Origin of the sequence: Acidicapsa acidisoli (assembly GCF_025685625.1) — a bacterium.
In the GTDB taxonomy this organism is placed as follows: Bacteria; Acidobacteriota; Terriglobia; order Terriglobales; family Acidobacteriaceae; genus Acidicapsa; species Acidicapsa acidisoli.
In genome coordinates this window covers 1,780,554-1,805,201 of sequence record NZ_JAGSYI010000002.1, presented here as the reverse complement: position 1 = coordinate 1,805,201, position 24,648 = coordinate 1,780,554, and the positions used below count along the sequence as shown (strand labels likewise).

The window sequence follows — 24,648 nt, the reverse complement described above, 5'->3', positions numbered from 1 at the left end:
GCCGTTTATGAGGAGCAATCTTTAGGTTCTGAAACTTCGCGGACTCTCGGTTCCTTCTATATAGCTTCAAGAAGAGAGAGCAATAGGCCATTTAGTGGTGTCGCTATGTTGTGCTGCTGTCCAAAGCGAACGATCGCGCCGATGCGAGCGTCGGTTTCCATCGGGCGACCAGCAAGGCGGTCGGCCAAAAGCGAGTTCACCGAGTCGGCAGGGTAATTGCGGTATTGAGCGAGCACTTTCTGCGGAAGATCCTCATCGAGGATTGCTCCCATAGCGCGGCCGACGGCAGCACACTCACGCACGACATCGAGTGTTGCCCGACCGATCGCCTCATTCTGAAAGACACCAGCAGGTTTGCCCAAAAGCGCAGAGATCGAACCGGCGGAGTTGATACAAAGTTTGCGCCAAGCTGCGGAGAGAAAGTCAGCGGTCAGGGTGATCTGCACGGCTGAACTATGAAACAGGGCAGCGAAAGAACGGCCGAGTACGTCTGACTGTATGAAAAGCTCAGCGGGCCCGCGCTGATGTACGCTCTCAGGTGCTCGTCGCTCAGCCGGGCAATCGATAATGACAGGGACGATCTGCTCTACTGACACATAGGGGGCAAAGCGTTCGCGATGCTCAACCCCATTCTGAATTACCGCGACGGGAGCACCTTGTTTGCAGAGATGTTCGACCCATGCACCGGCGCCAGGAGCATCGTACGTCTTGGTGGCAACTATGACCCAATCTACTGACTCCACCTGTGAAGGGGCGGTAATGTTCGTGTAGTTGATGTGGACATTACCTTCAGGAGTCTCAACATTGAGGTGCGGCAAAGGACGTCGGGTGCATAATAGAAGTTCGTGCTGTTCGATGGACTGTAGTAACGCCGCGATGACAGCTCCGATAGCGCCGACTCCGACAATTGCAATCCGTGCCATAACACCAGTATGGCAGGAGAACGCAACCTCTACAAAAACTGAATGACGTGAGGAGCCGTGCTAATGACGACAACGGTGTTTTCCGGTACCGATTCTGCGAAGCCGGCTGAACATTGCTAGATTTTGGCCCATCGGGCGATAACGCTCTCCCCATGGCCGTCGTGGCGCGTGAAAGAGTGCCCCTGTTCTTCAATGTATCTATTTGTTCATGCGTTATTAGCGTAAATATAACTGACGACTTGCCGGCTATTCAACTGGACTGCAAACATCCGAACCTGGTGCATTTACGCCCCTAATCCTTGAAAAATGCTCAATGTCATTTCGGGGCTCAAAATAACTCATTGTTAGACCTCTGGAAAAACGAGCTATTTCGCTCAGACCTGCAAAACGCGGACTTGTTACCTTTGGGCGGTTACTCAGTGTCATTTCAAACTGAGCTACCTGGCAGATGATTGTCAGGCACTATGCCACCACGGTTAAACAAGAGGGATAAAATGCGCAAATACAGGTTTGGAATCACGTATTGGCTGGCGGCTCTATTCGTCGTCTTTGTAACTGGATGCGGCCAGGAAGTGGTGACAGTTCCAGCCGTAGTATCTACAATCCCCGCCAATGGCGCTACAAATGTCTCAGTCAGTACCCCGATCAGCGCAACCTTCAGCATGGCGATGAATGCAGCTTCGCTTACTACTACAACTTTTACTGTGACGGGACCAGGCGGAGCGGTCGCTGGAGCTGTGACTTACAGCGGAGTCACTGCGACATTTACGCCTGCGGCTGTTCTCGCAAACGGAACGGTCTATACGGGAACGATTACTACCGGTGCCAAAGATGTGGGCGGCACTCCCTTGCTTGCCAGTTATGTATGGACCTTTACTACGATTACCCCGCCGCCAGTGGTGACGGCCACCGTTCCAGTGAATGGAGCGACTGGCGTACCTATCAATCAGGTGCTCAGTGCGACCTTCAATGAAGCAATGAGCTGCGCGACGCTCGCGTCTCCTGCGGCAGCCTTTACAGTCACCGGTCCTGGCGCGACAACGGTGGCAGGCACAGTAAGCTGCTCGGGCGCTGTCGCAACTTTCACGCCGACAGCCAACCTTGCAGTGAACACCGTTTACACCGCTACGATTACCACCGGGGCCCAGGATCTGGCAGGCACTCCCCTCGCCGCCAATTTTGTATGGACCTTCAGAACGGTTCCTGCTCCTACTCCTCCAATCGTTATCTCCACCGTACCCGTCAATCTGGCAACTGCTGTTCCGATCAACCAGGCTCTCAGTGCGACCTTCAGTGTGGCAATGACTCCGTCCACGATCGACACTGCAACCTTTACTTTGAGAGGACCGGGCGGAGCCAGCGTGACAGGTGCCGTTACTTATGTCGCAGCCGGTTCGGTGGCGACGTTTACACCCGCTGCCAACCTGGCATCAAGCACGGTATATACAGCTACGATCACCACTGGAGCTACGGACCTGCAAGGTACAGCGCTCGCGAATAACTATGTCTGGATCTTCACCACTGCTGCCGCAGTCATTGGCACGCCGCCAGCGGTGAATTCGACGGTCCCCGCAGATGGAGCAACGTCGGTGCCGCTCAATCAAATTGTCAGCGCCACCTTCAGTGAGGCGATGAACCCTGCCACGATCAACTCGACAACCTTTACGTTGATGGGACCGGGCACCACTGCCGTGGCCGGCCTGGTTGCTTACGCGGCGATTGGGAATACGCTGACTTTCACGCCTACTGCGAATCTGGCGCCGAGCACCCTGTTTACAGCAACGATTACAACCGGGGCGACGAATCTCACCGGAAATCCGCTGGCTACCAACTACGTCTGGACCTTTACAACGGGCACAACCGTGGACACGACCCCACCTCAACTGGTCTCGACGGTCCCAGTGAACACCGCTGCCGACGTACCGCTGAATCAGGCGGTAAGCGCGATCTTCAGCGAGGCGATGAATCCGCTGACTATCACTACAGGGACATTCACGCTTACGGGACCGGGTGGAACTGCTATCGCTGGAACAGTGTCCTATGACGCTATCAATTTCATTGCCACTTTCACGCCGACGGCTCCGCTGATCGCGAGCACAATCTATACGGCAACGGTGAGCAACGGAGTAACAAACCTGGCAGGAGTTGCGCTCGGGACCACGGGCGCTCCGAATCCTTGGACCTTTACAACAGGTACTGCGGTGGTTGTACCGCCAGTCGTGTTAGGACCAACGATTTCGTTGTTTGGCGGCTTTGGCGGTGGTGCCGGGTTGACCAACCAGGGAACCCAGTCAGTCATCAATGGAGATATCGGAACAACCGGTGTTTCTACGCTTATCACCGGATTCCACGATACCAGCGTCATGGTCGGCAGCGTGGCGGAATGCACGTACACCGAGACGCCGCTCAATATTGCGTTGGTAAATGGAACGATCGATACAGCTCCGCCACCTCCTACTGTCGGGTGTCCCAACGAAGGGACCGCTGTGACATTCGCCATCGCAACTGAAGCAGCATTGGAAGCTCTGACAGCTTACAACACCCTTGCTGCTATCCCGAACGGGCTGGATGTGTCGGTCTGCCCCGGATGCGGGGGGGGAACCGCCGGAGAGTTGGGCAATCGAACCCTGGCTCCCGGCGTTTATAAGTCCGCAGCCGACAGCTATGGAATAACACTTGGCGATCTTACTCTCGACGCTAAGGGAGATCCCAATGCTTCCTGGGTCTTTCAGATGGGAACCTCGCTCACTGTGGGCACGCCGTCGGCGCATCGCAGTGTCCTGCTGGTCAACGGAGCCCAGGCCAAAAATGTCTTCTGGCAGGTCGGAAGCGCTACGGCGATCAACGGGGTTCTGGGCGGCGGGACGATGCAGGGAACCATCATCTCAAAGGCTGGGATCTCGGTTTCAACCGCTGGTGTTGCCGCGATAACGACGATCAACGGCAGACTGCTGGACTTGGATGCGTCGGTCACAATCGTAAACACCGTTATCAACGTACCGTAAGGCCTTGCTGCGGCCGCTCTCGGGTGGTCACAGCAAGCTTCGGCCTAAGCGGTGTTCGATAGGTTGTATCCGCGGTTAGTTTATCCAGCGATGAGAGTGAATCACAATCGCGGCGAGCAGTTCGGGAGGCAATAATGAGATCGAGTGCAAGGATGATTGCTACAGCGGCATTTACTTTTCTTCTCATGCCCACGTTCTTAATGGGCGCGACGTCGCAACCGTCGGCAGTTGCCAATGAGGACAAGACTGTCGCGTCCAGCGCCGACCCGGCTGGGCCTGTGACCTCTGCTCCCGTAACTGCGGCTTTGTTTGAAGCCCCGATGCCCCCTTCGGGAGGTATGCAATATGGTCCTCCCAAGATTGAACTGTTTCTGGGGTACTCGTATCTAAGAGCGGTGCCGTCGCCGAGTTCCGGGAACCGGCTGGCTTGGCTCAATGGCGGCAGCACATCCATCGCTTTCAACCTGAACCGGTACCTGGGAATCGTTGGGGACTTTGGCGGTTTCAATGACACGGAACTCAATCTTCTCGGCGCGAATCCGTCCACCACGCCAGACTCCAGCGGGACTGTCTTCACTTATCTCTTTGGTCCGCGGTTCTCTTTCAGGAAGTACGACAGAATTACCCCCTTTGTTCAGGTTCTATTTGGAGGCGTGCACGCAAGCGAGGTGACGCTCTCCAGTTGCTCCGGCGCTGCCTGCACGCTGCTACCTGCCGAAGATACGTTCTCGATGGCCGCTGGTGGCGGACTGGACATCAAAATACACCGGCATTTTGCTCTCCGGATCATTCAAGCCGAATACCTTGGGACGAGGTTCGAAAATCACACCATTGGAGCAACGGCGACACAGAATGACATCCGACTCTCTTCGGGAATTGTCTTTCGGTTCGGCGGAGGCCCGCCTCCACTTCCAACGCTGCCGGTGGCTTATTCTTGCTCGGTCAACCCATCTGCTGTATTCCCTGGAGAGACGATTGCGGTGTCCGGCACGGCTCAGAATCTTAATCCCGCGAGGACGCCGGTCTATACGTGGTCTGTGGATGGCGGAACGGTAGCTGGAGTTTCGAACACCGCCAAGATCGACACGGCAAATCTTGCTGCCGGCTCCTATACGCTCAAGGGCCATGTCTCAGAGGGAGACAAGCCGGGCGAGACCGGGGATTGCACAACTCCGTATTCGGTGAAGGCGTTTGAACCGCCGACGGTTAGTTGTTCTGCCAACCCCCCTTCTATGCTCACCGACGGCTCCGCCACGATCACAGCCATCGGCGTAAGCCCACAGAACCGTCCTTTGACTTACAGCTATAGCTCGACTTCCGGTTCGGTGAGCGGAACCGGCTCGACCGCCATGTTTTCTGCGGCAGGCGTAGCGCCGGGGATCGTCACCGTGACCTGCAATGTCGTAGATGACAAGGGTCAGACTGCTTCCGCCCCAACTTCGGTAACAGTGCAGGCTCCGGCCATCGCCCCCCAGCCTGTGACCAGCTCGCTGTGCTCCATTCATTTTGAGCGCGACGTCCGTCGCCCATCTCGCGTGGATAACGAAGCGAAGGCGTGCCTCGACGATATCGCGCTCAATCTGCAAAGGACCTCCGATGCGAAACTTGCCCTCATCGGAAATGTGTCCAGCGGGGAGAGTCGCGACAAGAAGCTTAGTGCCGAGCGCGCAGTCAACACCAAGGCCTACCTCGTCGGCGAGAAGGGCATCGATTCATCGCGAATTGCCGTCTACACCGGCTCTCAGGATGAAAAGATGGTAACCGCGGTTCTGATTCCGGCTGGTGCAACCTTCGATACCGTCGGCGCTACTTCCGTAGATGAAGGCCAAGTCAACGCTCATCCACGCACAACCGGAAAGCGTCAACGGTAGTTCGCTGCAACCCCACTGCTAAATGATGGGTGGGGACCTCCGATCAATGGGCCTTCGGAATCAACGGAATCACTCCAAAGGCGTATCCAGGCGTTGGCTGCGACGAGTCAGAACTTTTCGCCATAGCCAATTGACGCACTGTCTGAAGATACGCGGTGCATCCTCGCGAAGCCACTCATTGGCGACAGCAGGCAGAGCATGCCCAAATGTTCGAGTTCCGTTCGTATGGCTGGCTGTTCGGCAGTTAGCACTTGTGAACTACCCAACACGTCTCCGGTACGGTAGCCGTGCTGGGTGCAACGACAGTCTTGGAAGGAGCAATTCACCCTACTGGGAGGCAGAATTGATTCCAGCCAGAATCGTGCAGCCAATGCATGCAGTAAAACTAGAATCTGAATAACGCTAGTATTTTCTGCTCGTTACAGGTTCTCCTTATGATTGCTCCCCGAATGTCGGCTTCTATTTACGGATTGACTCTAGTTCAGGTGGATGTATAACCGGCATATCGGACAAGTGATCTTTGCCATTTGACCCGCTACGATTTCCTCGACGAGTGGTAAATCGCCGAGTCACTCACCAAGCCAGAAATCGAATTCTGGACGGCTGACCCCAACTCTTTCTTTACCGCTTGGTTGTGCACGAGTGGGCACCTTTCAAGTTGTGTTGAGGTGAGTGATTTGCGCCTCACTCGGCTCACTATTCCTTTTAAATTCTCCGATACGGGCTCTCTAATCTTGCAAAGAGGTTTGAGTGGAACATCCTACCCGGGGGCATCCGTTTCCGATGATCTTGTAAGTTCACAACTTTTTGCAATTTGTTGCATTGTTGTGACATGCTGCCGACTTTCCTGGCTTATTCTTCAATCCGATGGAAGTGGCGCTTCCCTCCGAAAGCGTACATATGTTGAAGTTTCTTGTTCGACGTTGGTCCGAGCGTCCACGCATGCTGGTATTCATGCTTGGAGTTATGCTGCCTGCGACCGCGCTCATCGTGGCCGGCGTGTGGCATCTCAGGACTATACAGCGTGACAGAGCGATCGAGGCCGTCGTTCAACGGGAGTTTCAACAAGTCTTAGCTATCGCCGAAAAGCGGATTGATGCGCGCGCTTATGAGATCGCCGAGGAAGCCAGCACGCAATTTCCCGATGCGGAGCAAGGTGACGAACTCTCGACTTTCCTAGCGGCACACTCAGACATTGCACATGCGTTCCTCTGGACCGGGAAGGGCCGCCTAAAGACTCAATCTCAGCCTGATCGGATGAGCGATCCTCAATTTGTGGAAGAAGGTAGGGATATCTCATCTATGGCCGGACATTGGTTTGATTTGGACACTGACGACTGGATTGCCAAGCTGAAGAAGATCAAGGCAACAGAAGGGCGGCGCGTCTACTTCACCTCCAATTGGGTAGAAAGCGGTGACAAATGGCATTATCAGTCTTTGGTGCTATTCATGCCTCGCGGTTCGACCGCAGCGCATCCCGCTCTGGCAGGGTTTGTCTACGATACCGACTATCTTGGCAGCAAGTTCTTTCCGCAAGCGCTGAGCGAAGTGCTGCCAAATCAGAACGCAAATGATACATCCCATTCTCAACCAGTGATCATGGTACGGACTGCAAAGGATCACACACCTTTGGCTGCTTCTATCTGTTGGGATGGAGGTTCGCCTGAAGTAGAGCGTAGTTTTGAAAGTGTGTTCCCGGGACTGATTCTGGGAATTAAGCTGCGCGGGACCACGATTGCGAACATCAGCAACCAGTTTGCGAGGACCGCCTACATTATTCTCGGAGCGCTTTCGCTGCTGATGGGTGGGGGAATGCTACTTGCCTACCGAAACATTGCCCGCGAGCTTGCACTGGCGAAGCTGAAGTCAGATTTTGTCTCTAATGTCTCGCACGAGCTGAGAACGCCTCTGGCGCTCATCCGCCTTTACGCAGAGACGCTTGAACTGGGACGCATATCCAACCCAGGAAAGCGTCAAGAATATTACGAGATCATTCGCAAAGAGAGTGAACGGTTGACTTCGCTGATCAACAATATTCTGGACTTCTCGCGTATCGAGTCGGGCAAGAAAGAATACAGCTTCCGCGAAACCGATGTAGCCGATCTGGTGCGGGGCACGCTGGAATCTTATCGTTTCGAAATCGAGCAAAACGGGTTCCAGTTCGAGCAGAAGATCGATAGCGATCTACCACAAGTGTGGGTGGATCGCGAAGCGATTGCGCGTTCGCTCCTGAATCTGGTGAACAACGCGGTGAAGTACTCGACGACTGAGAAATACCTTGGGGTAAACCTCTACCGGCACAATGGCGGCGTCAACCTTGAGGTGGTCGATCATGGAATCGGCATTCCCGCAAAGGAACAGCCCAAAGTCTTCGAGAAGTTCTATCGAGTGTGCGATCCGCTGGTGCATAACACCAAGGGAAGCGGACTGGGGCTCTCTCTCGTGCGCCACATCGTGCAGGCGCATGGAGGTGAAGTTGCGGTTGAAAGCGAGCCCGGTCACGGCAGCAAGTTCATCATTACTCTGCCGGTGCAGACTCCAAAGGTTCAGCAGGCGAAAGGGACATCGGCATGAGACAGCGAGAGAAGGCGAAGATAACTGAAGCACCGAGGCCAGCGAAAATTCTTGTCGTGGAGGACGAGCCCAATATGGTGGCGGGACTTCGAGACAATTTCGAGTTCGACGGCTACGAAGTGATTACAGCGGGCGATGGGATCGAAGGTCTTAGACGAGCTCTTGAGGAGTCTCCCGACCTTGTGGTCCTGGATGTCATGATGCCTCGGATGAGCGGACTGGAAGTATGCAAGCAGTTACGCGCTCAACGCGGTTCCATCCCGATCATCATGCTGACTGCCCGCGGCCAGGAACTGGACAAAGTGGTGGGCCTCGAACTCGGCGCCGACGACTATGTGACCAAGCCGTTCTCAATCCGCGAGTTGCTAGCGCGAGTGAAGGCCGTGCTGCGACGCACAGCCGTCGTTCCCAAGCACCTGGATCAACATTCCTTCGGTGACGTGGAAGTCGATCTGCGCCGTCAGCGAGTGCTCAGATCAGGCAAAGCTCTCGAGGTTTCGTCCAAAGAATTCGAGCTGTTGAAGTATTTCATCTGTCATTCCGGCGAAACGCTTAGTCGCGATCGCCTTCTGGAAGAGGTTTGGGGATACGAGCATTTTCCGACTACCCGGACGGTGGATACACACCTGGTACGTCTGCGCCAAAAACTCGAGCCTGATCCCGAACAACCACAGTATTTCCTGACAGTGCATGGAACAGGTTATCGGTTCGTCGGCTAGAGCAACGATGGGAATCTAAGAGGGTGAATGATGAGCGACAGGGGAGTACTACCAAGAGCCGAAGGCAAATTCCGGACTAACGGCGCGGGCCGATCCTCGATCGTGGCGTCGATGCCGCCGCGGCCATCGAGTGTGCCATTGCGGGACGAGGTTGACTCCCTTCTGCGAGAGAAACTTGATTTCCATTCAGAACTGTTTGAGGCCGCACAGATCCAGCGCAAACTAAGCGGCCCGCGTGAGTTTCGCCACGGCAGTTTACAGTTCGCAAGCGAGGTCTTCGCGGCGCGCTTTCTCTCCGGGGATTTCACGACGTTCCTGAAAAACGGTTCCAAGGTTCTTATGGCCCACGGTGACATTGCCGGAAAGGGTATTGCGGCTGGCATGTGGTTCACCAATCTAGCAGGCCTCTTGCAACGTTACGGCCGTCCTTATTCTGACCCGGCGAGGATCGCCTCGGAAATCAACCGCCACCTCTGCTGTCTACGGCCGGTTGCGCCGTTCGCCACGGTATTTCTCGCGCAGATTAACTGCCATCTTGGAGAACTTAGCTACTGTAATGCCGGACATTGCCCGCCAATATTGCTCCGCGCGGATGGTCGGGCAGATCTGCTCGAGAGAGGCGGCCCATTGCTGGGCGCTATCGAAGGTGCGGAGTTCGAGTTGGGCGAACTGAATCTCGAACCCGGAGACACGCTTGTCGCATACTCCGATGGTGTTCTTGAATGCCGCAACACTTCAGAGGAAGAGTTCGGGTTGGATCGGATACTTGCGGCATTACGACACGCTGATTCGTCATCCGCTCAGGCCACACTCATGATGCTCCTCGCCACCCTACAGGACTTCGCGAACGGTAGTTCGCTTTGCGACGACGTAAGTTTGACAGTGATTCAACGATGATTTGTATTGCAGAACCCACAGGTTTTTGCGGTTCGCTCAGGACGATGTCCGGTTCGAACTCAGGGGAGTAAGGTGCGTTAGCTGACCATCAAACCCGAACACGAATCGATGGTTCCTCGATGGACGCATTGATCTGTTAGTAACAGTTGAACGAGAGGATCACTTGTCCGGAAAGCCGACTATTCGGCCAAGTGGATAAGTTCCGGTTAGCCGTCTATCTCCGCTCGTACTCGGCTCGGCACAGCCAGTCCGTGCGGAGGATGGCAATCTCCCGAAGATGGGGCGAGATCACCCCCGGTGACTGCCAGAGCGACAGTGAAGGGCATCCATTGGCGGAGGAGGTCGGGATGACGTATCAGCGTGTCGAAGGTGTTGTCAGTGACGCTGGGGCCAATGCTAGCGATGAGGAGGCGTGACTCGGCATCTCGCTCCCCCGAGGCAAGGGGGGGCGAGATGTGGGGATGATGGTCGGACGCCGTAAAGTTCATTTTGAGTCATATTCCAACCTTCTTGTGTTCTTTGGCTCTCTTTCGACAGTCTTGGACCCGCGGTGAGCAAGATCGGAGGAATAGTGCTGGGTACTGACGTTGTTTGACCGGAGGCCTCCTAACGCGATTCCACGGTCCGTTTCAAGTAAAGCGAGACAGCCCACTGCGTCAGCTACCCGCAATCTCCAGTAACTCGTTGGCGTGTAGTTTTGCCCATTCCTTCAGCAAAAATGGCTCGCGACCTAGAATTTGCTTTGTATCGTCTTTTACGCTTCCAGCGTAAGCCATTCTTCCGTCCTCGACGTAGCGGAAGAATTCGAGCCCTCCCTTTGCATACGCGTTTTCGAATACTGAACCGGACTGTGCCGCATCCCTTTGGAAGCTTCCATCACCACGAACTGCTGACGTGAATGTACGACCGGTCGCCACAGTTAGAGTTTCAGCCACTTGCTCCGGAGTAAGTGAGTCCGCTGAAAACCAATAATCCTTTTCGCTGTGTCTCTCCGGCCCTTCCAGGAGAATTACGGCAGCAGACTCTGCCACATCTTCCAACGCGGTGTAGCCAAGAGCTTTGGAGGTGTATGCGTTGAACAAAGCGCCTGTGACGGCGTGATATGTCAGCAAATTCTGCATGAACATGTTTGGATGTAAATTCGTCCACGCAACGCCGCTCTCGCGAAGATAGGTTTCAATCATCTGATGCCAGGCGAAAACCGTAGCATAGGCGTCATGGTCTCGCGTGAATGCGCCCAGGTGCACGACATGTTTTACACCGTTGCGTTTTGCCGCATCGATAAGTGATTTGCTCTGCACTAGCATGTCGACGGTATAACCAGTTATTAGAAAAATGCCTGTGATGTTCTCCAAAGCCTCGTCGAAAGTTCGAGGATCATCGAGATCGATGAACCGCGAGGTCCCAAATTGATCTGCAAGCTCTTCCAGATTCCCTCTCTTTCGCGACCCAACCGAAAAGCTTGCTCCACGGCGTTTTAAGTTTTTGGCGACAAGTTTTCCTACTTGGCCCGTTGCACCCAACACAAGCAGGTTGCTTGAACTGTGCATTTGAATCTCCTTTCAATACTTGCTTTGAGTAGTTCGAAATCCAGCCTTCGATTCTGTGAGAGCGTGGTGCTTTCACCGGTGGATGGTCCTCACGACGCCTAACTGTTGCGCGGTCAGGGATTCGTCGGGTGAGATTGATTGTGCCGAAATCGTCTGCACTCGTAACTAGCGATCCACGCCGAAACTCTTGCCAAAGCTGCCAAACTAACGTGGTGTTTGTTGCGGGACCGATGGCATAATTGGCAAGAAGTTTGGCACACTTTGCTAGTGACAAAGGCACCCTGGAGGGCAACAATGAGGTCTGCGGACTGAGCTCTCAATTGAGTTCGGGCTACGCCATAAATGCTTTGCATTGTGCGAGTTTGAAATGGCCTGTTCGACACCCGATCGCATCAAAGTGCCCCGACAGTTCTGGACATGGCTTCAGAAATACGATCTTGTACCCGCGGCGGCGTTGCGCCACGCGCATCTTCCCCTCGTCGCTTACGAAGACGAGACATACCTTCTTACTACGGCGCAGTTCTTTGCTCTCTGGCGAAGCATCGGTGAAATGTGTCCGGATCCTGCTTTTGGCTTAAATTTTGCCGCACAGGTTGATTTTGCGGCACTCCCGCTGGCGAACCTGGCGTCGTACCATGCTCGCGATTATCGAGACGCGCTTACCCGGCAGGCACGATTCCATCAACTCTGCGCGCCGGCGGATATGCGTATTCAGGAGCGAAGAGACGAATGCGTGATTTTGAAAAAATGGCCGTACGCCATTGAGGAAGAGCCACGACTGTTGGTCGATGCGGGCTTGGCTCTTCTTGTCGAATTGGGACGCAGGGGAGCCCAATTTTCTATAAGGCCCAAACGGATCGATTTGACACAGCAGCGAGAGCGCGGAAGTGCACACGAGGAGTACTTCAATTGCCCGATCAATTTCCGTGCATCGCGCAATGCGATCGTGTTTGACAGACAGGATTTGGATCGCCCGTTTGTAACCTACAATGCCGAACTCCTGGAGATGGTACAAAGTGCCCTTGAGAAGAAGACGAGAGGATGTCGCGCGGAAACATCCGCGAGCGAGCAGGTGAAATGGCTGTTGAGGCAAATGCTCGCCGGCGGCCGGCCTGACATCACGGATGTTGCGCGCGAACTCGGATTGAGCGTTCGGACCCTACAGCGCCGCATTGTCGAGGAAGGGACAACGTTCCGGGATCTTCTACTGGGGATACGCCAGGAACTCGTGAGAAAATACTTGGCCCAGCCTGGAGTACAAATCAATGAAGTGGCTTTCCAGTTGGGTTACGAAGATACAAACTCCTTCTATCGTGCCTTTCGCAACTGGGAGGGAACCACGCCGTCGCAGCGGAGAACCGATTGGAAAGAAACCGGGGTTTCCAGTTTGTCCTAGATTATTTCCGCTTACCGAAAGTGAACGGTAGGGGAGAGAGCGATAGAAAGGTCCTCTTCAATAAAGTTCATCTCTCGCTCGCCGGTGGCTCGGCAGGTGTCAAGTGCCTCCTCCTGCACCTTCCCCTAATCACGAGCTCAAAACACTAAAAGGCTTTTCGAGCCTTTCTCGGTTAATACCGGGACGTTTCGCGGGTCTTGGGGAAGGTCATCGCCCAATCGACGAGCGTCTTCATCGCCGGACAGAGCGTTTTCCCAAACTCGGTGAGTTCATATTCCACCTTTGGTGGAAATTGAGGATGAACGGTTCGCTTCACCAACTCGCACTTCTCAAGGAGACGCAGCTGTTGCGACAGCATACGTTGTGAAATGCCGGGGACGGCGCGTTCAAGCTCAGAGAATCGCCAGACCGGGCGCGCGAAGAGCCGGTTCAGAATCACGATCTTCCATTTGCCTTCGAGAATGGAGAGCGCCGCCTCAACCCTCTTGGCTCTCTCGAACTCGAAGGGAGTCGCCCTGAGATCTGAAGATTCGGCGATTTCCTCCGTAACTAACAAGTCCGTTCGTATACCCATCGCGCATCCAATCCTGAGTTTGAGAAGCTTCTCCAGAATATCCGGGTGGTTGGCTTCGATAAAGGAGGATGAATGGCGCAGGTATGGTTAGTCACCGGCAGCTCTCGCGGTCTGGGTCGCGCAATTGTTGAAGCGGGACTTGCTGCGGGCAATAAGGTGTTGGCGACAGCTCGGGGCATTGAGTCGCTGGCTGATCTGTCGGAACGATATGGTGATCAGGTCAAGCTCTTCGCGTTGGATGTTACCGACGAAGCAGCAGCAGCAAACGCGGTAATGTCGGCGATCGATCTATTTGGCTCGCTGGATGTGGTCATCAACAATGCGGGATACGGCAATCTTTCGTCCATCGAAGACACGCCTCTATCGGAATTCCGGGCACAGATCGAAACAAATCTCTTCGGAACGATTATTGTGACCAAGGCAGCTCTTACGTATTTTCGCGAAAAGAAAACAGGCCACTTCATTCAGTTTTCGTCGGTGGGCGGAAGGATCGGCCCTCCGGGACGTGGGCCTTATTCGGCGGCGAAATGGGGTGTCGAAGGCTTCTCTGAAGTGCTGTCGCGCGAAGTAGCACCACTCGGCATCAAGGTCACAATTGTTGAACCCGGTGGGTTCCGTACGGACTTCGCGGGGAGTTCCTCCGAACTGAGCGAAGGTCATCCCGCATACGACTCGACTGTTGGAGCTACCGCAAGATTTCAGCGCAATTACAACGGGAAGCAGCCTGGTGATCCGAAAAAGGCGGCTCAGGCGATCATCCAGCTGACGCGGGAGCGAAACCCTCCGTTGCGGCTGTTGCTCGGCAGCGATGCGTACGCTGTGGTAGAGAAGAACGATCTTGCGCGATTAGAGGAAGCACGAATATGGAAGGAACTCAGTGTCTCCACCGATTTTGAGACGGAGTGACGTAGCGGCGGACATCAGCCCGTAGTTGCAAGGCGCGGATTGGCGATCAGTTCGGCGACTCGTTTCCGAAGTAAGCACGAGCGGAACGCCACTCGGTACGATCAATCACATCCCGCGAATCAACCGCATGAAGGCGTCGATCTTGTTCGTAATTCTCGCCTGGTCGGGACCGAAATTCTGCTCTAGGCAAATTCCGCTAAAGAACGTGATGATCAAGCCAGCGAGAGAATCATTATCATCACAAACTCCACGCGCTGCAGCTAGATTGTCGATGAGCAGCTGATGGGCTTTCATTACGCTCGCGACCATGATCTGGCGGGCTTTTGGGGGAAGGTCTGCGAACTCGCGCATAGAGTTCACCGAGAAGCAGCCCTTCTGTCCCCAACTCCCATAGCAGACCTTGAGAAAACTCTCAACGTTGGTCCAACCCAGAGGCTGTTTCGTCAGGTGTCCGCGTGCCATCAGAACGTCGAAATACCTGCGCATACTCTGCACAAACAGATCTTCTTTGTCCTTGAATTCCGCATACAAGCCCGATTTGCGCACACCGGTGGCCCGTTCAAGGTCCTGAACACTCGTCTCAGCGAAGCCGTGCTTCCAGAAGATGGCGATCGCTTTGTCGAGGACATCTTCTCGGGTGAACAGTTTTCGTCGTCCCATTGCAATATTATCGGTCAGTTCACTTGAGGGCTTGCATATAAAGGACCAAATGGTCCACTATTTCAGAGAGCGAACTTGTCCTTGGAGGACCCATGCCCCCTACCCGTAAACAGCAGGTCGTAGATCTCTTGAAGTCGCTTGAGACTAAAAATCCAGTCCCGTTCGCGTATGTCAACCCGAACAAGTACATCCAGCACAACCTGCAGGTGGGACCTGGCCCTGAAGGTGTAGCCGCCCTGATTCAGAACCTGCCGCCCGATGCATCGGTCAACACCATCCGTGTCTTTGAAGACGGCGATTATGTCTTCGCTCATACCGAGTACAACTTCTTCGGGCCGAAGATTGGCTTCGACATCTTTCGCTTCGAAGATGGCCTGATCGTCGAGCATTGGGACAATTTGCAGGAGACCGCGACCGAACTCAGCCCCAGTGGCCACACGATGATCGATGGCCCCACCGCGGTGTCCGATCTCGACCGGACACAGGCGAATAAGGCGCTCATGCAACGCTACATGGACGACCTTCTCGCAGGCCGTCGCGAGACCTTTCCGAGCTACTTCAACGGAATCGCATACATTCAGCACAACCCATGGGTCGCCGACACCATCCCGGGACTGATTGCCGGTCTACAGTCTCTTGCCGCCAAGGGGCAGGCAGTCGTCTACAACCGTCTGCATATGGTGCTTGGCGAAGGTAATTTCGTCCTTGTCGTTGCTGAGGCTACGTTTGGTGGCGTGCCCACCGCCATCTACGATCTATTCCGCATTGAAAGCGGCAAGATCGCTGAACACTGGGACACACTCGAAGCGATCCCACCTCGCGATCAATGGAAGAATAGCAACGGCAAATTCTAATTCGGTGAGAGGCAGGACGTATGCTCTCGGTCGATTCCCAAAAGTCGGAGGATAATCTCAGGCAGGTCATCGATACGCTTCCCACTTTGGTTTGGTGCACTCGGCCTGTCTAGGGAGCGGCAAGAAGAGAAAGCTCGAACGGATTGGCGGTGACGACATGGTTGAAAGAGGCAAAGAATGACGACCGACGAGAAAATGGCTGCAAGCTGGAAGGAAAGATCGCACTCGTCACTGGTGGGACAAGCGGTTTGGTCTTGCTACCGCGAAACGCTTCGTAGCGGAAGGAGCATACGTCTTCATCATCGGTCGGCGCGATAACTGATCTGTGCACGAACTGAACGGCGGATTAAGCCAATCGCCGGCCACGGACTATATGAAAGCGAGAGAGGCAGGGAATGGTTTTAGCAGGAATCAAAGTACCCGACACAGTTCTGGTTCGCGATGCGATTGCTCTGTCACGGAGCGCGTCAGAGCCATTTCTCTTCAACCATGCGATGCGCTCCTGGCTATTCGGCGTATTGCTTTCAGAAAACGCTGAACGTGCTCCGGATGCCGAGTTGTTGGCAGTTGCCACGATTCTGCACGATCTGGGCTTGACTGACCGCTATACGGCGGAAGATCGTTTCGAGGTGGATGGCGCCAATGCTGCGCGCTCGTTTCTGAAAGGGCGAGGCATCTCGACGCAGCAAATGCAAGTTGTTTGGGATGCCATCGCGCTTCATACCACACGATCTATCGCTCTTCACAAAGAGCCCGAAGTGGCTATGACCCATTCGGGAATAACGGCGGATGTTCTGCGGGGCAGGCCTTGATCGAATTCCGCAGGACAAACAAGGCGCGATCCTAGCCGAATTTCCGCGCCTGGCACTTAAGAACGGACTCAAAGAGTGCCTTTGCAACATCGCTCGTCGGAAGCCGGAGTCCACCTTTGACAACATCGTTCGGGATTTCGGCGTTCGATATGTCAAGGGGTACACATCCCCCAACTTTGCCGATGTCGTCGCGAATGCACCATTTTCCGAATAGACGACTTCCCGATCATCGAATTGCGCACGCGTATCAGCGTATCAGCGAAGCATTTCGAAAGTTCCGCGACGGTACCTGCTTTCGTTGCGGCCCAACGATTATGAAATCGAAATTGCGAAACCTCGCATCGACTGGAATGTTCCTGGATTTACACATTATCACCGATGCGCTCACTGACCCAGATTAGTGCCGGGATGTCGGCGAGTGTTTACAAATCCGATCCACCTGGACGTGAAACCGGCTATCCGGAAGTTGGCCGGTTACACCGACAGGTCAACGTGAACTCCTGAGTAGCGACTCGCCTTGTTGGTACCAGCAGACATCCTGGATCGGTAGCGAACTCCTCAGTAGACGCTGGCCGACTCTACTTCGCTAGCACCGCGTCCTCGGACAAGACGCCTCTCAGATACAACGTCAGCAACTTCTTAAACTCAGACACAACGAGGACTTTGCCTTTGGAATCTGCTTCCCCATACAGTGTCATCATGCCCCGGACTATCTGGAGAGAGACGTTTGCAGCGAGCAGAGACTGTTCCCTCGAAAGCGAAGGATTCTTGGCCTGAAAGGCATTTGCGATTGCGATGCGGGTAGCCTTTCGGGCAGCAGGGTCGCGGCGAAAACGGATTGGCGCGACAAGCAGACTCAGATAAGCGGGACGCTCCCGAACGAATTGGGTGATGCGCTCGATGAACAGATCGGCGAACTCCGCATGGGTCAGTATCTCCGCCTGCTCCATCAACGGCTTCCAATGCGCCTCAATCTCTTGGGAATATTGATTTACCAGCGTGAATGCGATGGACTGTTTATCCGGAAAGTAGTTGTAGAGCGCGCCGATCGAAGACCCGCTTCGCTCCGCTACCGCCGTCATAGTCGCTGCTTCGTAGCCGACTTCGACAAAGAGTTCCGCAGCTGCGTCCAGAAAACCTGCCAACCGGCGCGTCGAGCGCTCCTGCTGCGGTGCGACGCGAACGGGATTTGACGAAATCGAGGGCATCCTCATATTCTAAATTCAGAAAAATCGAGGAAATCCTCGATTTTCAAATATTTTCAACAAAGAGGAACCATGGCAGAACTCCAGCTCGACCCCAAAAAGACCTCACTCGTTCTCATCGACCTGCAGAATGCCATCGTGGGCATGAACCCGATGCCGCATACGGCCGCACAGGTTGTAGAAAACTCCAAAAAACTTGCCGACGCCCTCCGCGCTCACGGCGCTCCTGTCGTCTACGTCCGCGTCGATCTCAACGACTTCATGAATCTTCCCGTCGACCAGCCGCACAACCTGGGCGAGAAGCCACTGCCCGCCGCGGCATCGGAGATCACTCCTTCCGCTGGTTTCCAGACCGGCGACATCCTCGTCACTAAGCGCCACTGGGGCGCCTTCGCCGGAACCGACCTCGAGCAGCAGCTTAAATCCCGCGGCATCGACACGGTCGTCCTCACAGGCATCTCCACCAATGTAGGCGTCGAGTCCACCGCGCGTCAGGGTACTGGCCTCGGCTTTGCCATTGTGCTCGTCGAAGATGCTTGCTCCGCCCAAAGCGCCGAACACCATCGCTTCGCCTTTGAAAACATCTTCCCGCGTCTGGCCCGCGTTCGCACCACCAGTGAAGTCCTGGCCTCCCTTGCCTAAGGCCTCCAACGAATCCGGCGGGCTCGACCCATTGGTCTGGAAGATCACGGCCGTCGCGGTGCTCGGCTCTTTTCTCGCGCAGCTCGATGCAACCGTCGTCAACGTATCGCTCTCCAGTCTCGCCGTGGATCTGCACAGCAGCCTCACGGCGATTCAATGGGTCACCAGCGGCTATCTTCTGGCACTCGCTCTTATGCTCCCGCTCAACGGCTGGCTGGTGGAGCGCATTGGAGCGAAATCTCTCTACCTCTGGTGCTTCTCAGTCTTCACGCTCTCCTCAGCTTTATGCGGGCTGGCCTGGTCGGCGAACTCCCTGATCGCGTTTCGCATCCTCCAGGGCATGAGCGGCGGACTGATGGCTCCGATGACGCAGATGATGATGGCGCGTGTTGCCGGAAAGCATATGGCGCGCCTCATGGGCTACGCGGCTGTGCCAATCCTGATGGGGCCGATCCTTGGCCCGGTCATCGCTGGTGCCATTCTGCAACACGCCTCTTGGCGCTGGCTTTTCCTGGTCAACCTGCCGGTCGGTGTATTGGCAATCGTCCTGGCGGTTCTCTTTCTGCCCAATGATCGCGAAGAGACCAGGTCAAGAGAACTCGATCTTCCTGGCTTCGCCCTGCTCTCTCCTGGACTCGTGCTCTTCCTGTACGGATCGGATCATCTGGGCAAGCGCACCGGTCTTACGACTCTTCTGATTTCGATCGTTCTGTTTGCGGCCTTCTTCAGGATGGCCATTCGAAAAGGGGACAAGGCGCTCATCGATCTTAAGCTATTCAAGAGAAAAACCTTCTCTGCGTCCGCCACCACGCAGTTCATGTCGAACGGAATCTCGTTCGCGGGCCAAATGCTGATTCCGATCTATCTAATCCGCGCCTGTGGACAATCACCGAGTGCGACGGGCTGGTTGCTGGCTCCCCTTGGAGTGGGGATGATCTGTTCCTATCCATGGATAGGAGCCCTGACGCAGCGGTTCGGGATACGAAGGGTATCGGCTGGAGGCGCGCTTCTGGCCTTCGCTGCCACCCTGCCATTTATCTGGCTGGCCAGTCACGGACTTGTACTCACCGTGCTCGCGTGTGCTCTCTTTGTGCGTGGGATAGGCCTCAGCGCGGTCGGCATTCCCTCCATCTCGGCTGCATACGCTTCCGTCAGAAAGCAGGACCTGCCGATGGCAACAACCTCACTCAACATCGTGCAGCGTCTCGGCGGCCCGACCCTGACCACGCTCTGCGCAACCTTCCTGGGATGGAGGTTGGGGCTGGCAGAATCCAGCGTCAGCCCCTCCAACGCATTTACCGATGCGTTTCGTCTCCTCTGCGGATTACACGCTTTCCTGTTTGCCACCGCCCTGAGACTACCTCTTTCTCTGGACAAGGGGACGGAAGGACATCTTCCAGAAGAATCGCCTGCCTTATTGGAGATGATGTCTGATTAATTGAACTTCTGGAAGCCATTCACTCATTGGACGGGTCTAGGCAACGTCGATGTGTCAATCAAAATACCGAGGACGGCTCGGTTGTTGTAAACCGCTGATTCAATCACCAAACGCCTCAGTTGCCCCGATCAACCTAAGCTTCCGGCTTGCGGGCGGATTACGGGCAAACCGGAAGTTATTCACTTGGACGCAAAACCGGCAAACCTGAAAAGTGGATCTCAGGATGGCTCTGTTTGGCAGGTGTACGACATGCCGACTATTCAGCCATGTGAAATTCGCGCCGCCAACGAGTGACTTGGCGATTTTGCACAATGGCGCAAGGTTCTTCTGTTATATCGACCTCGCGGTGTTGCTTGCCTGGTTATCCTGAGCTGGATACTGAGGATCGTGTTTTACTTTTCAGATGTTACTGCCATTTTGGATGCTGTTGTTATCATGCTCGGCCTCGGTGTTGTGTTGCGGGGATTGTCACTTGAGTCCTTTCTACATCAGTGTGGCTTCACGCTTCTTGTTGGATACGCGACGTTTTTGTGCGACAAATTAGCTGCCTGTAAGTCCAATGCCGCGAAATCTTGAGATGTCCGCACCTACGTATCCACCACACCCATCCTCCGCTGACTTCAGGACTGGGGACGCTATGCTCCGTGGATGGCAGAGCTGGGGCGTTCCTAGGATGTGATTGTATACAGCGGAGCAAACTCCGGGGCACCCGCAGCTCGCGCGGCAATCCAGCGAAGCACGTAGACCTCGGCCGGCTCCGTTAGGGTATTGGTGACTTTGTTCGGAATCACTTCAAGCAAAATATGCGCGCCGAGGTCCTTGTAATAGTCGATGTCCGGCTCGACCGTTGTGCACTCAATTCCGTCAATGGCTTTCGACTCCCCCTCATGGAAAGTCAGTTGCACATTTGCTTCTCCGAACTCGATCTGCTTCCAGCTGGACGTTGCGCCCGGATGCAGTAGGCCGGGATTCAGCTCAACGGCAAACTGCTTGACATCTGCGGCCGCTTTTACTGCGCCGATGAGACGTCTATCGCACCAAGCGAAGAAACGGTCCTGCGCCGGCACGTATAAGCCATCCCAGCGAAGCTGCTTGATGTAATCCAATGGACCTGTCCCATCAGGAAAGGAGATCTGGCTCATCGCCTCGGCGATATTAAAGAAGCATGCGAGTGGCTTCTGACTTTCTTCCAAAGCTCCATATCGGGTCGCTCCGGTGGCATCGTCAACATCACTCCCCAGCATGGGATACTTCGCCTTGGCGGCCTCCCATGATGCATCCGCAAAGTTGAAGCCGGAATCGTCAGAAATCAGCATGATGTCCAAAGTGACTGGATTATCATCCGAAAGCTTAACAGGAACGAATCCTGCCTGTTTGTGCCTGTCGAGAAAGACCACTATCGAATAGTTGTCAAATGCATTGTCGAAAAAAGGCAGATCAAAAACGCAATCATTGACTTCGATGAAATCCCGAAAATGCTGGGTTTGTTCTCCATCGGTAATCGTTACAAGGAAGCTCGCAGGCAAAGGAAACAGCTGACGCGTCCCATCAAAAATGCGAAGTTGGAGTTGGCTCAAGAGTCACCTCGGATTTAGGGGAGAAGGATAGCACCGCGACGCCCCGTTGAGTACCCGGCAGAGTGAGAATATGTGAAGAACTAGTTGGTGGTTGGTCCACTGGCTCATAGTGAGGGTAGAATCAGAGGCGCGCCGCCTTGCCTGAATGACTTCACGGGACGCGATGAGCCTCATTGTTCGTCATTTGCTGCCTCGTTTCTCTGCGCTTGAGCCATATTTTCTTCCATTATTTGGGTTGCAACCTGGCGGATTATAAGGAGCTATGTTCAACCTGCAAGGGATTTTTGCCCCATCCTTACATTCATTAAACAGGTCTTCCATGCAGAGCGAAATAAACCAGCTACCTCTCGCGACGCTACGGCGAACATTTTCTGGCTGGAAACTCACGCTCGAATTACTATGATCCGGATCGAAGATGAGAAAACTACTCATACTTTTGGCTCCTTTCGTGCTGAGCATCAGCACGTCTGCAGCCGCCCAGACTTACAATCTCGATGCCAATCACCCCCCACTTGTCTCCCTCGACGGATTGTGGCGGTTTCACGCCGGCGATAACCCAGCTTGGACAGACCCCAATTTCGACGACTCAGATTGGTCTCTCCTCAAGTCGACCGAGGGTTGGTCATCTCAGGGTTATCGTGGCATGTCCGGTATGGCATGGTATCGCTTTCGCATAAACATCCCCGCCAAGATGGAGCGGGTCTCTCTTCTCCTGCCACGGATTTTTACTTCCTACGAGGTCTACGCCAACGGACAGCTTATCGGGGCACAGGGCAAGATGCCTCCGAATGAAGAGCCTAATACCGGCGGAAACATCCGCATCTTCACCGTTCCACCGGGCCAGAAGTTTCGGGGATTGGTGGAAATATCGATACGAGTATGGTATTCGCCAATCGAGGAATTGACGCAGGATGGTGGAATTGACCAGGGGGGAGGGTCTCTTCTAGGGGATTCACGTTGGGTTAGATTTATTGGAATAGGAATTTTATCTCGTTGGCACTGGTATCTGGCTGGCGAACAAACCGTCGGATTCGTCGAGCTTCTAGCCGGATTCGGCGTATTGGCTCTTTATGCCCTGAGGCGAAAGGAAACAGAATACTTGTGGTACGGGCTCGCGCTGATTTTTCAGGCTGCTTCAAAATGCGCTCAGATGACCGCGTTCTTCATACCTTGGCCCTCGATCATATATGACATCGTGGCAAATGGCCTCTCCGCCGCCACGATCCTTGCTTCGATTGCTTTTTATCGTGCACTGCTCAGGCTTCATCACAGCCCATTGCTCACACTGTTAGTGGGTTTAATTGTCGTTTCGTTGCCTTTTGGTCCAATAGCTTATTTAACCCCTCGAATTTTAAGCCCTTCTCTTGCGGCTTTGATCTCGTCTCTCCTCATGCTTCCCGCATTTGTCTGGATCGTCTATGTATTGGTCAAAGCTGCGGTTCGCAATTCGCTTGACGCACGCTTGCTGCTTGTACCGGTATTACTAAGTATCTCGACTACGATTTTCTTCCAGGCCGCCAACATCACCGCCTTGATCGGCTGGCAATCTGTGATCACTTGGCCAGCTATTACCCTTAGCAACCAACCAATGCACATAGAGCTCGGCCATGTAATTGACTTGCTTTCATTGCTTAGTATCTTCGCGGTCCTAATCCTTCGTTTCACCCGCACGCGCAGCGAAGAGGAACGCTACGCGACCGAAGTCGAAGGCGCACGTTCCGTCCAGCAATTCCTTATTCCCGAGGACCTACCCGAAATCCCCGGCTTGACCATTGAAAGCGATTATCGCCCCGCCCGCGAAGTAGGTGGCGATTTCTTCCAAGTAATTCCGGACACGAGTGACGGGAGCACCTTGATCCTAATAGGCGATGTAGCGGGCAAGGGTATGCAAGCAGGGATGCTTGCCACATTGTTGGTGGGAGCCATGCGCACCGCCGCTACTTTCACCCGCGATCCTATCACCATCCTGTCAACGCTGAACAATCGACTCAACGGCAAAGGCAATGCCACGTGCCTAGCTCTTCGTGTTGGATCTGACGGTGCCGCGACATTGGTGAATGCAGGCCACCTCCCGCCTTACCTCAACGGGATAGAACTTCCCATGGAAGGCGCTCTCCCGCTGGGTACAATACCGAACATTGACTTCCCGGTCCTTAAATTCAAAATCGCACCCGGCGACACGCTGACGTTGATCTCTGACGGCATACTTGAAGCGCAAAAACCAAACGGTGAACTCTTCGGCTTCGACCGCATTATTGAACATCTTCGCCAGTCCACGAACGCAGCCGGTCTCGCAACCGCAGCTCAAAACTTCGGCCAGGAAGATGACATTACCGTCCTCACCGTCACTCGTCTTAATGAAGTCGCTTAAGTTATCGGGATCAACTAGGATTGAGTCGGTTCTCCGGAACTGCTGCCCACCCGCTATGTCCCGGCAGTATTCACTCTGCCGCGGGAACTGGCCCCGCTCCCATTGCAGAACAAGCGGCTGATTTACAACCTGCTCTTTCACGCCAGCGCCGAGACGCTGCTTGAGATCGCCCGCGATCCTCGTCACCTGGGAGCCGAGATTGGTTTCTTCAGCGTGCTCCACTCGTGGAATCAACGCCTGCAGTTTCATCCTCACATCCACTGCGTCGTTGCAGCCGGCGGCCTCGCTCCGGATCGCTCCAGATGGATCTCCTCGCGACGATCTTTCTTCCTGCCCATCGGCGTGCTCAGCCGTGTCTTCCGCGGCAAGTTCGTCACTGGACTCCGCGCCGCCTTCCGTCGAGGTGAAGTCCAGTTCCACGGTAAGCTCGTTTCTCTTGCCCAACCGCGAGCCTTCAACGCATGGCAGTCGTGCTGTTCCACCACGACTGGGTCGTCTACCCGTCCCTGTATACGCAATTGATGATCAGACCGCCATCAAGGTGATCGGCGATTCTGTTGAACTAGTATCCGAGGGAGAATGGAAAAGATTCACAGCCTAAGCGGCTGGTAGCCCGTCCTCATAAGTCGGCTTGTCTGTAGACATTGCTTCTTACGACAACAGCGTTTTCGATA

Annotated in this window: 19 protein-coding genes and 2 pseudogenes; 14 read left to right on the top strand and 7 right to left on the bottom strand. The window is 54.6% G+C overall.

Annotated features, from left to right (window positions below; genetic code table 11):
* Positions 1-56: 56 nt before the first annotated feature.
* Positions 57-923 (bottom strand): 2-dehydropantoate 2-reductase, encoded by an 867-nt coding sequence (locus tag OHL23_RS17235; RefSeq protein WP_263353147.1) that lies wholly within the window; start codon positions 921-923, stop codon positions 57-59.
* A gap of 494 nt (positions 924-1,417) precedes the next feature.
* Between OHL23_RS17235 and OHL23_RS17230 the strand changes: the two genes are divergently transcribed.
* From OHL23_RS17230 to OHL23_RS17210, 5 genes are all read left to right on the top strand, one after another.
* Positions 1,418-3,928: an Ig-like domain-containing protein gene (locus tag OHL23_RS17230; protein WP_263353146.1), complete on the top strand. Its 2,511-nt coding sequence runs from the start codon at positions 1,418-1,420 to the stop codon at positions 3,926-3,928.
* 134 nt (positions 3,929-4,062) lie between these two features.
* Positions 4,063-5,799, top strand: coding sequence for an OmpA family protein (locus tag OHL23_RS17225; protein ID WP_263353145.1), 1,737 nt, complete (start codon positions 4,063-4,065; stop codon positions 5,797-5,799).
* Positions 5,800-6,699: 900 nt separating this feature from the next.
* Positions 6,700-8,373 (top strand): sensor histidine kinase, encoded by a 1,674-nt coding sequence (locus OHL23_RS17220; RefSeq protein WP_263353144.1) that lies wholly within the window; start codon positions 6,700-6,702, stop codon positions 8,371-8,373.
* Complete coding sequence (locus OHL23_RS17215; RefSeq protein ID WP_263353143.1) at positions 8,370-9,092, top strand: response regulator transcription factor; 723 nt, start codon at positions 8,370-8,372, stop codon at positions 9,090-9,092. Before OHL23_RS17220 ends, OHL23_RS17215 begins: the two co-directional genes overlap by 4 nt.
* Positions 9,093-9,119: 27 nt before the next feature.
* Positions 9,120-9,989 (top strand): PP2C family protein-serine/threonine phosphatase, encoded by an 870-nt coding sequence (locus tag OHL23_RS17210; RefSeq protein ID WP_263353142.1) that lies wholly within the window; start codon positions 9,120-9,122, stop codon positions 9,987-9,989.
* Between the two features lie 206 nt (positions 9,990-10,195).
* Here the strand turns inward: OHL23_RS17210 and OHL23_RS17205 are convergent, their stop codons facing one another.
* Together OHL23_RS17205 and OHL23_RS17200 are read right to left on the bottom strand one after the other, a co-directional pair.
* The gene (locus OHL23_RS17205) at positions 10,196-10,477 is read right to left on the bottom strand and encodes a hypothetical protein (protein ID WP_263353141.1); all 282 of its coding nucleotides are present in this window, start codon (positions 10,475-10,477) and stop codon (positions 10,196-10,198) included.
* A gap of 168 nt (positions 10,478-10,645) precedes the next feature.
* On the bottom strand, positions 10,646-11,539 hold the full coding sequence (locus tag OHL23_RS17200; RefSeq protein WP_263353140.1) for an NmrA family NAD(P)-binding protein: 894 nt from the start codon (positions 11,537-11,539) through the stop codon (positions 10,646-10,648).
* Between the two features lie 367 nt (positions 11,540-11,906).
* Between OHL23_RS17200 and OHL23_RS17195 the strand changes: the two genes are divergently transcribed.
* Positions 11,907-12,935: an AraC family transcriptional regulator gene (locus tag OHL23_RS17195; protein WP_263353139.1), complete on the top strand. Its 1,029-nt coding sequence runs from the start codon at positions 11,907-11,909 to the stop codon at positions 12,933-12,935.
* A 172-nt stretch (positions 12,936-13,107) separates the two neighbouring features.
* Here OHL23_RS17195 and OHL23_RS17190 read toward each other — a convergent pair whose 3' ends face one another.
* The gene (locus OHL23_RS17190) at positions 13,108-13,509 is read right to left on the bottom strand and encodes a winged helix-turn-helix transcriptional regulator (RefSeq protein ID WP_263353138.1); all 402 of its coding nucleotides are present in this window, start codon (positions 13,507-13,509) and stop codon (positions 13,108-13,110) included.
* 72 nt (positions 13,510-13,581) lie between these two features.
* On the opposite strand from OHL23_RS17190, the gene OHL23_RS17185 reads away from it, so the two are divergent.
* On the top strand, positions 13,582-14,415 hold the full coding sequence (locus OHL23_RS17185) for an oxidoreductase (protein ID WP_263353137.1): 834 nt from the start codon (positions 13,582-13,584) through the stop codon (positions 14,413-14,415).
* Positions 14,416-14,520: 105 nt separating this feature from the next.
* Here OHL23_RS17185 and OHL23_RS17180 read toward each other — a convergent pair whose 3' ends face one another.
* Positions 14,521-15,075, bottom strand: a complete 555-nt coding sequence (locus tag OHL23_RS17180; protein WP_263353136.1) for a TetR/AcrR family transcriptional regulator — start codon at positions 15,073-15,075, stop codon at positions 14,521-14,523.
* Between the two features lie 92 nt (positions 15,076-15,167).
* On the opposite strand from OHL23_RS17180, the gene OHL23_RS17175 reads away from it, so the two are divergent.
* The 3 genes and pseudogenes from OHL23_RS17175 to OHL23_RS17165 all read left to right on the top strand — a co-directional run bounded on the left by OHL23_RS17175 (position 15,168) and on the right by OHL23_RS17165 (position 16,741).
* The gene (locus OHL23_RS17175) at positions 15,168-15,929 is read left to right on the top strand and encodes a nuclear transport factor 2 family protein (protein ID WP_263353135.1); all 762 of its coding nucleotides are present in this window, start codon (positions 15,168-15,170) and stop codon (positions 15,927-15,929) included.
* Positions 15,930-16,090: 161 nt separating this feature from the next.
* Positions 16,091-16,242, top strand: a pseudogene (locus tag OHL23_RS17170) (SDR family NAD(P)-dependent oxidoreductase); the annotation flags it as partial.
* 82 nt (positions 16,243-16,324) lie between these two features.
* Positions 16,325-16,741: an HD domain-containing protein gene (locus tag OHL23_RS17165; protein WP_263353134.1), complete on the top strand. Its 417-nt coding sequence runs from the start codon at positions 16,325-16,327 to the stop codon at positions 16,739-16,741.
* Between the two features lie 578 nt (positions 16,742-17,319).
* Here OHL23_RS17165 and OHL23_RS17160 read toward each other — a convergent pair.
* On the bottom strand, positions 17,320-17,949 hold the full coding sequence (locus tag OHL23_RS17160; RefSeq protein WP_263353133.1) for a TetR/AcrR family transcriptional regulator: 630 nt from the start codon (positions 17,947-17,949) through the stop codon (positions 17,320-17,322).
* A 69-nt stretch (positions 17,950-18,018) separates the two neighbouring features.
* On the opposite strand from OHL23_RS17160, the gene OHL23_RS17155 reads away from it, so the two are divergent.
* Together OHL23_RS17155 and OHL23_RS17150 are read left to right on the top strand one after the other, a co-directional pair.
* On the top strand, positions 18,019-18,588 hold the full coding sequence (locus OHL23_RS17155) for a hydrolase (RefSeq protein WP_263353132.1): 570 nt from the start codon (positions 18,019-18,021) through the stop codon (positions 18,586-18,588).
* On the top strand, positions 18,581-20,026 hold the full coding sequence (locus OHL23_RS17150) for a DHA2 family efflux MFS transporter permease subunit (protein ID WP_263353131.1): 1,446 nt from the start codon (positions 18,581-18,583) through the stop codon (positions 20,024-20,026). The genes OHL23_RS17155 and OHL23_RS17150 overlap by 8 nt, the downstream gene beginning before the upstream one ends.
* Before the next feature lie 668 nt (positions 20,027-20,694).
* Here OHL23_RS17150 and OHL23_RS17145 read toward each other — a convergent pair.
* The gene (locus OHL23_RS17145; protein ID WP_263353130.1) at positions 20,695-21,603 is read right to left on the bottom strand and encodes a hypothetical protein; all 909 of its coding nucleotides are present in this window, start codon (positions 21,601-21,603) and stop codon (positions 20,695-20,697) included.
* A gap of 415 nt (positions 21,604-22,018) precedes the next feature.
* Between OHL23_RS17145 and OHL23_RS17140 the strand changes: the two genes are divergently transcribed.
* Together OHL23_RS17140 and OHL23_RS17135 are read left to right on the top strand one after the other, a co-directional pair.
* Entirely contained in the window at positions 22,019-23,974 is a 1,956-nt protein-coding gene (locus OHL23_RS17140; RefSeq protein ID WP_263353129.1) for a PP2C family protein-serine/threonine phosphatase, read from the top strand.
* A 36-nt stretch (positions 23,975-24,010) separates the two neighbouring features.
* Positions 24,011-24,474 (top strand): annotated as a pseudogene (locus OHL23_RS17135) (IS91 family transposase); the annotation flags it as partial.
* Between the last annotated feature and the right edge of the window lie 174 nt (positions 24,475-24,648).

Coding starts and splice junctions, on each gene's coding strand:
- OHL23_RS17235 (WP_263353147.1), bottom strand. CDS start 923: ATGGCACGGATTGCAATTGTCGGAGTCGGCGCTATCGGAGCTGTCATC.
- OHL23_RS17230 (WP_263353146.1), top strand. CDS start 1,418: ATGCGCAAATACAGGTTTGGAATCACGTATTGGCTGGCGGCTCTATTC.
- OHL23_RS17225 (WP_263353145.1), top strand. CDS start 4,063: ATGAGATCGAGTGCAAGGATGATTGCTACAGCGGCATTTACTTTTCTT.
- OHL23_RS17220 (WP_263353144.1), top strand. CDS start 6,700: ATGTTGAAGTTTCTTGTTCGACGTTGGTCCGAGCGTCCACGCATGCTG.
- OHL23_RS17215 (WP_263353143.1), top strand. CDS start 8,370: ATGAGACAGCGAGAGAAGGCGAAGATAACTGAAGCACCGAGGCCAGCG.
- OHL23_RS17210 (WP_263353142.1), top strand. CDS start 9,120: ATGATGAGCGACAGGGGAGTACTACCAAGAGCCGAAGGCAAATTCCGG.
- OHL23_RS17205 (WP_263353141.1), bottom strand. CDS start 10,477: ATGAACTTTACGGCGTCCGACCATCATCCCCACATCTCGCCCCCCCTT.
- OHL23_RS17200 (WP_263353140.1), bottom strand. CDS start 11,539: ATGCACAGTTCAAGCAACCTGCTTGTGTTGGGTGCAACGGGCCAAGTA.
- OHL23_RS17195 (WP_263353139.1), top strand. CDS start 11,907: ATGGCCTGTTCGACACCCGATCGCATCAAAGTGCCCCGACAGTTCTGG.
- OHL23_RS17190 (WP_263353138.1), bottom strand. CDS start 13,509: ATGGGTATACGAACGGACTTGTTAGTTACGGAGGAAATCGCCGAATCT.
- OHL23_RS17185 (WP_263353137.1), top strand. CDS start 13,582: ATGGCGCAGGTATGGTTAGTCACCGGCAGCTCTCGCGGTCTGGGTCGC.
- OHL23_RS17180 (WP_263353136.1), bottom strand. CDS start 15,075: ATGGGACGACGAAAACTGTTCACCCGAGAAGATGTCCTCGACAAAGCG.
- OHL23_RS17175 (WP_263353135.1), top strand. CDS start 15,168: ATGCCCCCTACCCGTAAACAGCAGGTCGTAGATCTCTTGAAGTCGCTT.
- OHL23_RS17165 (WP_263353134.1), top strand. CDS start 16,325: ATGGTTTTAGCAGGAATCAAAGTACCCGACACAGTTCTGGTTCGCGAT.
- OHL23_RS17160 (WP_263353133.1), bottom strand. CDS start 17,949: ATGCCCTCGATTTCGTCAAATCCCGTTCGCGTCGCACCGCAGCAGGAG.
- OHL23_RS17155 (WP_263353132.1), top strand. CDS start 18,019: ATGGCAGAACTCCAGCTCGACCCCAAAAAGACCTCACTCGTTCTCATC.
- OHL23_RS17140 (WP_263353129.1), top strand. CDS start 22,019: ATGAGAAAACTACTCATACTTTTGGCTCCTTTCGTGCTGAGCATCAGC.